General features: G+C 44.9%; 7 protein-coding genes and 2 tRNA genes. 1 reads left to right on the forward strand and 8 read right to left on the reverse strand.

Translation table 11 applies throughout. The annotated features are described in order from the left end of the window. Window positions 1–544 precede the first annotated feature (544 nt). The 8 genes from VHA02S_RS24080 to hppD form a co-directional block, all read right to left on the reverse strand. Window positions 545–621, reverse strand: a tRNA-Val gene (locus VHA02S_RS24080). Window positions 622–667: 46 nt separating this feature from the next. Then, window positions 668–744 (reverse strand) — tRNA-Val (locus VHA02S_RS24085). Window positions 745–923: 179 nt separating this feature from the next. Next, entirely contained in the window at window positions 924–1262 is a 339-nt protein-coding gene (locus VHA02S_RS24090; RefSeq protein ID WP_005445465.1) for a hypothetical protein, read from the reverse strand. Between the two features lie 153 nt (window positions 1263–1415). After that, complete coding sequence (locus tag VHA02S_RS24095; RefSeq protein ID WP_009701558.1) at window positions 1416–2078, reverse strand: DUF2726 domain-containing protein; 663 nt, start codon at window positions 2076–2078, stop codon at window positions 1416–1418. A gap of 196 nt (window positions 2079–2274) precedes the next feature. Then, the gene (gene maiA / locus VHA02S_RS24105; RefSeq protein WP_038897557.1) at window positions 2275–2943 is read right to left on the reverse strand and encodes a maleylacetoacetate isomerase; all 669 of its coding nucleotides are present in this window, start codon (window positions 2941–2943) and stop codon (window positions 2275–2277) included. A gap of 20 nt (window positions 2944–2963) precedes the next feature. Next, the gene (locus VHA02S_RS24110) at window positions 2964–4001 is read right to left on the reverse strand and encodes a fumarylacetoacetate hydrolase family protein (RefSeq protein ID WP_038897558.1); all 1038 of its coding nucleotides are present in this window, start codon (window positions 3999–4001) and stop codon (window positions 2964–2966) included. A 9-nt stretch (window positions 4002–4010) separates the two neighbouring features. Next, complete coding sequence (locus VHA02S_RS24115) at window positions 4011–5141, reverse strand: homogentisate 1,2-dioxygenase (RefSeq protein ID WP_038897559.1); 1131 nt, start codon at window positions 5139–5141, stop codon at window positions 4011–4013. After that, entirely contained in the window at window positions 5134–6207 is a 1074-nt protein-coding gene (gene hppD, locus VHA02S_RS24120; RefSeq protein ID WP_038897560.1) for a 4-hydroxyphenylpyruvate dioxygenase, read from the reverse strand. Before hppD ends, VHA02S_RS24115 begins: the two co-directional genes overlap by 8 nt. Before the next feature lie 388 nt (window positions 6208–6595). Between hppD and VHA02S_RS24125 the strand changes: the two genes are divergently transcribed. Continuing rightward, the gene (locus VHA02S_RS24125; protein WP_038897562.1) at window positions 6596–7060 is read left to right on the forward strand and encodes a TetR family transcriptional regulator; all 465 of its coding nucleotides are present in this window, start codon (window positions 6596–6598) and stop codon (window positions 7058–7060) included. Window positions 7061–7416: the final 356 nt, after the last annotated feature.

Below are 7416 nucleotides of genomic sequence, written 5' to 3' on the forward strand. Positions count from 1 at the left end.
GGGTATATCATTCAAAACTACTCAAAAATGCCACACGTTGCGAATCAACATTAAAAAACTGTATCCATTCAAACTTGAGAAATAACGGTTTACTACCCTTATAACATTGAAATAATTGATAATTTCCAGATTTATTATTGAATATTCCAATTACCGCAAAATAAGCTTGAGCGATTGTGGAGGTAAACCGTTCACCTCCGCTTGACCTTTACCTTGGGTGAAGCCCTAGCCTTTCTTTATCAGGTAATGAGAAAGGGGATTTCTTATGGGCATGTGTCATCACAACGGTTCAGATGTTTCTGAAACCAAGCCAATTTGGCGAATACTACTCATCCTAAGTTCAATCGTTCTATTGCTCGTTTTGTTGTTTGGATAAAAGGCGGAATGGCATGTGAAAGTTGCGTACGTCAGGATATCTCACTCGATGAATCACGCATCTGAACATCGAATAGCGGAGAACTGCGCCTTAGAGGGAAATTTGCGCGATTTAACAAATTTCAGGTAAAGAAAAGCCCACCTAAAAAGGTGGGCGCTTCTTTAAATTTGGTGGGTCCGGGCGAACTCGAATCGCCGACCCCTACCATGTCAAGGTAGTACTCTAACCAACTGAGCTACGGACCCAAATTTTATGTTCGGCATACTTTGGTTTTAGTATGGCTTTAAGGAGTGGTGGGTCCGGGCGAACTCGAATCGCCGACCCCTACCATGTCAAGGTAGTACTCTAACCAACTGAGCTACGGACCCATTCCTTAAGAACGAGAAGGATATTAGCTATATCCCATTGGGGGTGCAAGCATAAATTCACTAACTTTGAATCGTTTGGCGAAAATCTAAACTCAACACCCGTTTTCAGATGATTTTATCGTCAAGGCTCGACCTGAACGGTGTTAAAAGTGTGATCTACTTAACTTTTGTTGTTTGACCTAATTGTCGTAAGGCACTTCACTGAGCATCCAAATTTGCAAAACTTGCGATACGTTTGGACAATCACCAAACAAAATTTGGTATTTAGGCTCAAATGGTTCACCAATAAACGTCGTACGTATCAACTTGCCCGTTTTGAGATCCACTTGAGTACTGACTCGCCCTTTGAAATTTTGAAAAATCGCAAACTGCTCACTGTGGTAAACCATCTGTTCACGATAAAACAAGAAGTGATCCTGAGGTGTATCTGTTAATTGGCATTCAAGTGGTTTGAGTGACTGCTGTGCATGGCTACTGAACGTGAGCAGTAGTGCTGAAAGAATCCATCCATATTGCATAACGCTTCCCTATTCTTCTTTCTTTATCAAAGTATAGGAGCTACCAGAATGGATGCTGCGAAGTGCTCTTCTTTGTTCAACGGTAAAACAAAAAAGGCTTCAACTAATCCAGTTGAAGCCTCTCTCTATTTCACTATCTAGGGAACAAAATGCTTATTCGTCTTCGGTATCAAACACTACATTGTAGTTTTCTGTGTAGGTACAGTTTGGTTGGCGACTACAAGTAAAGAAGCGTCGACCTTTAAACTCGCCTTGGCTCGCGGTTCTGATGATCATCGGACTGCCACACTTTTTGCAAAAGCGGATTTCTTTGTCCGGCTCAATCAGATCAATGTGTGCTGCCAATAAACGACGTAAACGCCCCACTTGGTAACTGTGTTTTACCGATGCACCAATCAAAGGAAGGTTCGCCGATTTACACACGTGCATCAACAGTTTTTGGCGCTCGACTTTGCCTTTATGTAACTGCTGACCATTATCAAGCTCAATAATTACACGAGGTTCAAGCGTTCTAGGATCGCAGATAACGTAATCAAAGTAGCTGCGTGAAATTCGGTTACTGGCAATGAAGAACTGCTTCTTATTTTTGACTTCTTTTGGTGCGATCAGCGTCGCCATGTTTACTTTGGCAAACACCACTGCGTGATCACCAACCGCCGCTCTCAAGGCATTAAAAAACGCCCCTTCCTGCCCTTTTAATAGTGGACCTTTCGAACGGTATGGGAAGTCTCGCGTGTCATCGTTTTTGATCACGTACTTTTGAATGATAAAGAAGAAAACAACAAGAAGAACAACAATGATAAAGATGTTGGTCATAGATAAAGTGCGCCCAAAACAACTAGTTGCTCAAAGCCTAAATGGAAATTCTAACCAGAGCAACAAAACCGGTAAATTTTGCGGAGTGATAATAACAGCCGCAAAGCTTTTGAGCACGATTTACGTTAATCAAACAAGAACAAAAACGGGCTCCGTCAAGAGCCCGTTTGTTATTCGTTAAAATATAGAGAAAGTACTAGCTGTTCGCGTCGGGTTGGTTTTCTGGCATGGCATCAATAAACGCTGGCAGTTGATTACATGCTTCTACAATCGAGCTAATTACCGGATAAGGAGTCATATCCACCCCAAAACGTAATGCGTTGTACACTTGAGGCACTAAGCAAATATCAACAACAGAGGGAGAGTCAGTCACACTGTAGATACAGTTTCCATGTTGTTGTCGATGCTGATTTAGCTTCTCTTCAAATGCTGTAAAGCCTTGGTTAACCCAATGATGAATCCACTCAACTTTCGTCTCTTGATCACACGACAGCTGCCCTTCTAGGTACTGCAACACGCGCAAGTTATTGAGTGGGTGGACCTCCATCGCGATATCCTGAGCCATAGCCAAAGCTTGGTAACGAAGTGGCGATGGTTCTGGAACCACTCGAACTTGCGGATATTGCTCATCGAGATACTGAATCATGGCAAGAGATTGGTTGAGTTGAATATCACCATCCACCAGCACTGGCACAAGCTCAGAGGCGTTTAACTCATGGTACTCCGCGCTATGCTGCTCGCCGCCATTACGAACCAAGTGGACCGATTTAGACTCGTAACTCAAGGCTTTTAAGTTTAAACAAATGCGAACTCGATAAGCCGCAGAAGACCGCCAATAGCCATAGAGGGTGATGTTATCGCTCATACTTCCCTTACCTCTCACTCTCAGTGTTTTAGGTATTGGCTGACTTGCTGATCAATCGCACCAAAGATCGAGTTGCCATCTGCGTCAAACATCTCTAGCTTGATTGAGTCGCCAAACGACATAAAGCTTGTCGACGGTTTGCCATCACGAATGGTTTCAATCATGCGCACTTCTGCAATGCACGAGTAGCCTACGCCCCCCTCTTCGATAGAGGTACCATGCTCCGTGCCCTGCTTGTTCGATACTGTGCCCGAGCCAATGATTGCACCTGCAGAAAGTGGACGTGTTTTGCTGGCATGAACAATCAAATCAGCGAAATCAAACGTCATATCTATGCCTGCATTCGGGCAACCAAATGGGGCATTGTTGTAGGTTGAAACAAGCGGCAGATGCACTTTGTTCTCATACCATGCTTCACCCAGCTCATCTGGCGTTACTGCAACAGGAGAAAACGCCGAGGACGGTTTTGATTGGAAGAAGCCAAAACCTTTCGCCAGCTCCGCTGGTATCAAACCACGCAACGACACATCGTTAACGAGCATGATAAGACGAATAGATTCTTGTGCTTCTGCAATGCTTGCTCCCATCGGCACGTCACCGGTGATCACGGCAACTTCACCTTCGAAGTCAATACCCCACTCGTCGCTGGCAAATTCGATGTTGTCGCAAGGACCAATAAATGCGTCAGAACCACCTTGATACATCAAAGGGTCGGTCCAGAAGCTTTCTGGCATTTCCGCACCGCGTGCTTTACGCACTAATTCGACGTGATTGACGTAAGCACTGCCATCCGCCCATTGATAGGCGCGAGGCAATGGTGACTCTAGATAGTGGGATTCAAACTCTTCACTTCCTGAAACCGAACCATTGTTTAGCGCGTTATAAAGCTCTTCCAGTTGTGGAGCGACTTTATCCCAGTTATCTAATGCCACTTGCATGGTTGGTGCGAGATGCATCGCGTGGAAAATTTCGGTTGCCGGAACACATTGTGTCAGGTCTTTGCTCACGACCATCAACAGACCATCGCGAGTGTCATTTTTCTTGGTTGCTAATTTCATCCTTGCCCCTTACTTCTCTTGCCAGCTATAGACGTATTCTTTGTTTTCAACCTTATCGAGCTCGTCAGAAAACTCGAGCGCATGGCGTGTATCAATCATCACTGCCACTTCATCGGTAAACTTCTTCTTATATTCCTGACCCGCTTTGAACGCTTTAGGGTGCGGACCGTGGGTAAAACCTGCTGGATGGAAAGTCACCATGCCAGCTTCGATGTTGTCACGGCTGAAGAAATCCCCTGCGTGGTAGAACAAGACTTCGTCATAATCGTCATTGTTATGATAGAACGGCACCTTCAGTGCGCCTGGGTCACTCTCGATTGGACGTGGCACAAACGTACACACCACGAATCCAGCACCAACAAATGTAGTGTGGGCAGAAGGTGGCAAGTGATAACGGTGCGACATCAAAGGTCGAATATCACGCCAGTTCACTTTCACGACAGCCAAGTCACCGTGCCAACCAATCGCATCAAGCGGGTTGAATGGGTAAGTAATCACAGTGACTTTGTCATGGCGCTTCACATGAACTTGGGTTTGCTCTTCTGAGTATTGCGCGCGGAATTCGTCATTGATTGACGGCGTTTGCAGAACCGCTGGGTCGAATACAGCATGATTACCCACCATGCCTTTTTCTGGCAAAGAATAAGCAGCATCGGTGTTTTCAATCATCAGAACAAACATTGGTTCACTTGGTTCTAATCGCCAACTGGTCGAGCGTGGGATCATTACGTAATCGCCTTCGCTCACTTTGAGATGACCATAGTCGCAATAAAGATCCGCCGTGCCGTGATGGATAAACAGCAGCTCATCGCCATCGGCGTTACGCACCAAGAAGTCCATCTTCTTATCCATACGCCATACACGGATCTTACAGTTGGCGTTGTGTAGAAGATGTGGCACTGCCCAAGGCGAAACCTGACTTGCCGTTTCGACTAGGTTGAAATCGAAAGCGCGCGGACGTAAATCGCCTTCCCACTCCGACCAACCTGTCGGTGCGTGTTGATGATGAAAGTGTGCCGCAGGACCGAAGAACCCACTTCGACCTGCTTCACGTTCGTAAATTGCCTCTTCCGGGAAATCAGCATGTGCTTGCTTGGAGCACACTCCCTCCCGGTGAGGGAATGTGATCCATTTATGCATCGCTTAGTACTCCTCGGCGGATTTGGTCTTCTTCAATTGATTCAAACAAGGCTTTGAAGTTACCCTCACCAAAACCTTCGTTGCCTTTACGTTGAATGATTTCGAAGAACACCGGACCAATAACGGTCTGGGTGAAGATTTGCAGCAAGATGCCGTCTTTGGTTGGCGCGCCATCGATAAGGACTTGCAGATCTCGCAGTTTGCTGACGTCTTCCCCGTGTCCTTTTACGCGCTCGTCGACTTTCTCGTAGTACGTATCTGGTGTCGGCATAAAGTCCATGCCGCGATCACGCAGTGTTTGAACGGTTTGGTAGATGTCATCGGTGCTCATCGCGATGTGTTGAATACCTTCTCCATTGTATTCACGGATGAACTCTTCAATCTGGGATTTGTCGTCAGAAGACTCATTGATTGGAATGCGGATCTTCCCACACGGAGCAGTCATTGCGCGGCTAACAAGCCCTGTCAACTTACCTTCAATGTCAAAGTAACGAATCTCGCGGAAGTTACCAATGCGCTCGTAGAATCCAGACCACACATCCATGTTGCCTTGCTTCACGTTATGAGTCAGATGGTCGATTTCGTACATACCAACATCAGCTTTCGCTAGGCGCTCATCTGCATCGTCATAGAAACGGAAGTCGACATCGTAAATGCTCTGTTTACCGTAACGATCCACGAAGTACAGAAGGCTTTCACCAATGCCGTAAATTGCTGGAATGCTCAGCTCCATCGGACCGATTTCTGTTTTGTACTCTTCACCGCCGTTATCCAGCGCCTGCTTGAGTGCTACGTTCGCGTCTTTCACACGAAAAGCCATGCCACAAACTGAAGGGCCATGAACTTTAGCGAAGCCTTCTGCCTGGCTGTGCGGCTGAGCATTAACGATAAAGCTGATGTCACCTTGTCGGTACAGCCAAGCCTCTTTAGAGCGGTGTTTTGCGATCTCTGCAAAACCCAACGAAACAAACAGCGCTTTCAGTTGTTCAATACCTTCGCTATCCGCCGCTGTGTATTCCACAAATTCGAATCCATCCGTGCCTAATGGGTTGTAGGTGTCCACCATGACTTTCTCCTTATGTCATTGTTGTGTTTGAACATGCGTTCTCGTTCGATATTTCTAACTTGGCGCAGGAGGAGAAAAATTGGAATACACGAATGGAAATCTGACTTTACGCAGTTTTAGCTATTGATTGTAAAATTCATGTTACAGTAAATTTAAACATCGCAAACGTTTACGGCAACCATAAGGAAAGCATGTTATATCAATGCATTATCATATCTCTCATCAATTTACACACTTCATCCAAATGTAAATAGTTTGTTACCATGGCTAAATTTATGGGCAGTAACGCGCATTTATCATGCAAACAACGTCAATATTAGTTTGTTTATATGGAATGGCAGACGATAAGTGTTAGTATGATTTTTTAATCACAATACTGGCAATAGTTATGGCACGCCGAACACACGAAGATACCCAGATCACCATCAACACCATTCTCGATGTGGCAACAGAGCAGTTGATCACGCTTGGTTACGAGAAAATGTCTTACACAACGTTGAGTGAACAAACAGGTATATCGAGGACGGGGATAAGCCACCACTTTGCAAAGAAAGCCGACATCCCGCGTGCCCTGCAAGGTAGACTACTTAAGATGATGATGGATAAACTCGACCTCTCTAACAACGAAGTCACTTTTATCCAAAGTTGGAAAATTCGCTTAGAAGACGCCGAGTTCATGGCGATTTGGCGTTTGGCATTCTTGATGACAGTTTGTGAACATCACACACCTTATCTCTGTGACTTCCAAAGTCAGGTAGAAGCGGTTACCTCTTTTAAGCTAAGCAAAGACAGTCAACGCACTATTGAATGGCTGATCGGATTAACCCTATTGACTCTTCACAGTGACAAATAGAAAAGAACCATCAAAAAAGCCGAGCACCCTGCCCGGCTTTCTTGTTTTTGTTTTTTTAGTTATCAAGCATAATCCGTTAATAGAATTCTAATTAAAGCGACCGAACCCTTTGCAGAGTTCGGTCTATCCAGAAAGGCAGTGCGAGAGGACATGAATAAACAGAGACTGTATTAATCCACATTTGTGATATTGCTTCAATAAATAGACGGTAAATTACAATCCACCCTACAGATATATTGGTAACTTTTCATCAGTTACAAAAATAGCTCGACTCTGTACATAAATGCAGCGTTAATTCTGTTAAATCATAGACTTTCCATCTCTTATTAAATTCGTCAAAAGCTCATACTATACCC

It is taken from the genome of Vibrio harveyi NBRC 15634 = ATCC 14126 = KCTC 12724, assembly GCF_001591145.1.
In the GTDB taxonomy this organism is placed as follows: Bacteria; Pseudomonadota; Gammaproteobacteria; order Enterobacterales; family Vibrionaceae; genus Vibrio; species Vibrio harveyi.

What these genes read in the sequence shown, in the direction of transcription:
- VHA02S_RS24115 (WP_038897559.1), bottom strand. Translation starts at nt 5,141, where the DNA reads ATGCATAAATGGATCACATTCCCTCACCGGGAGGGAGTGTGCTCCAAG.
- VHA02S_RS24090 (WP_005445465.1), bottom strand. Translation starts at nt 1,262, where the DNA reads ATGCAATATGGATGGATTCTTTCAGCACTACTGCTCACGTTCAGTAGC.
- VHA02S_RS24125 (WP_038897562.1), top strand. Translation starts at nt 6,596, where the DNA reads ATGGCACGCCGAACACACGAAGATACCCAGATCACCATCAACACCATT.
- maiA (WP_038897557.1), bottom strand. Translation starts at nt 2,943, where the DNA reads ATGAGCGATAACATCACCCTCTATGGCTATTGGCGGTCTTCTGCGGCT.
- VHA02S_RS24095 (WP_009701558.1), bottom strand. Translation starts at nt 2,078, where the DNA reads ATGACCAACATCTTTATCATTGTTGTTCTTCTTGTTGTTTTCTTCTTT.
- hppD (WP_038897560.1), bottom strand. Translation starts at nt 6,207, where the DNA reads ATGGTGGACACCTACAACCCATTAGGCACGGATGGATTCGAATTTGTG.
- VHA02S_RS24110 (WP_038897558.1), bottom strand. Translation starts at nt 4,001, where the DNA reads ATGAAATTAGCAACCAAGAAAAATGACACTCGCGATGGTCTGTTGATG.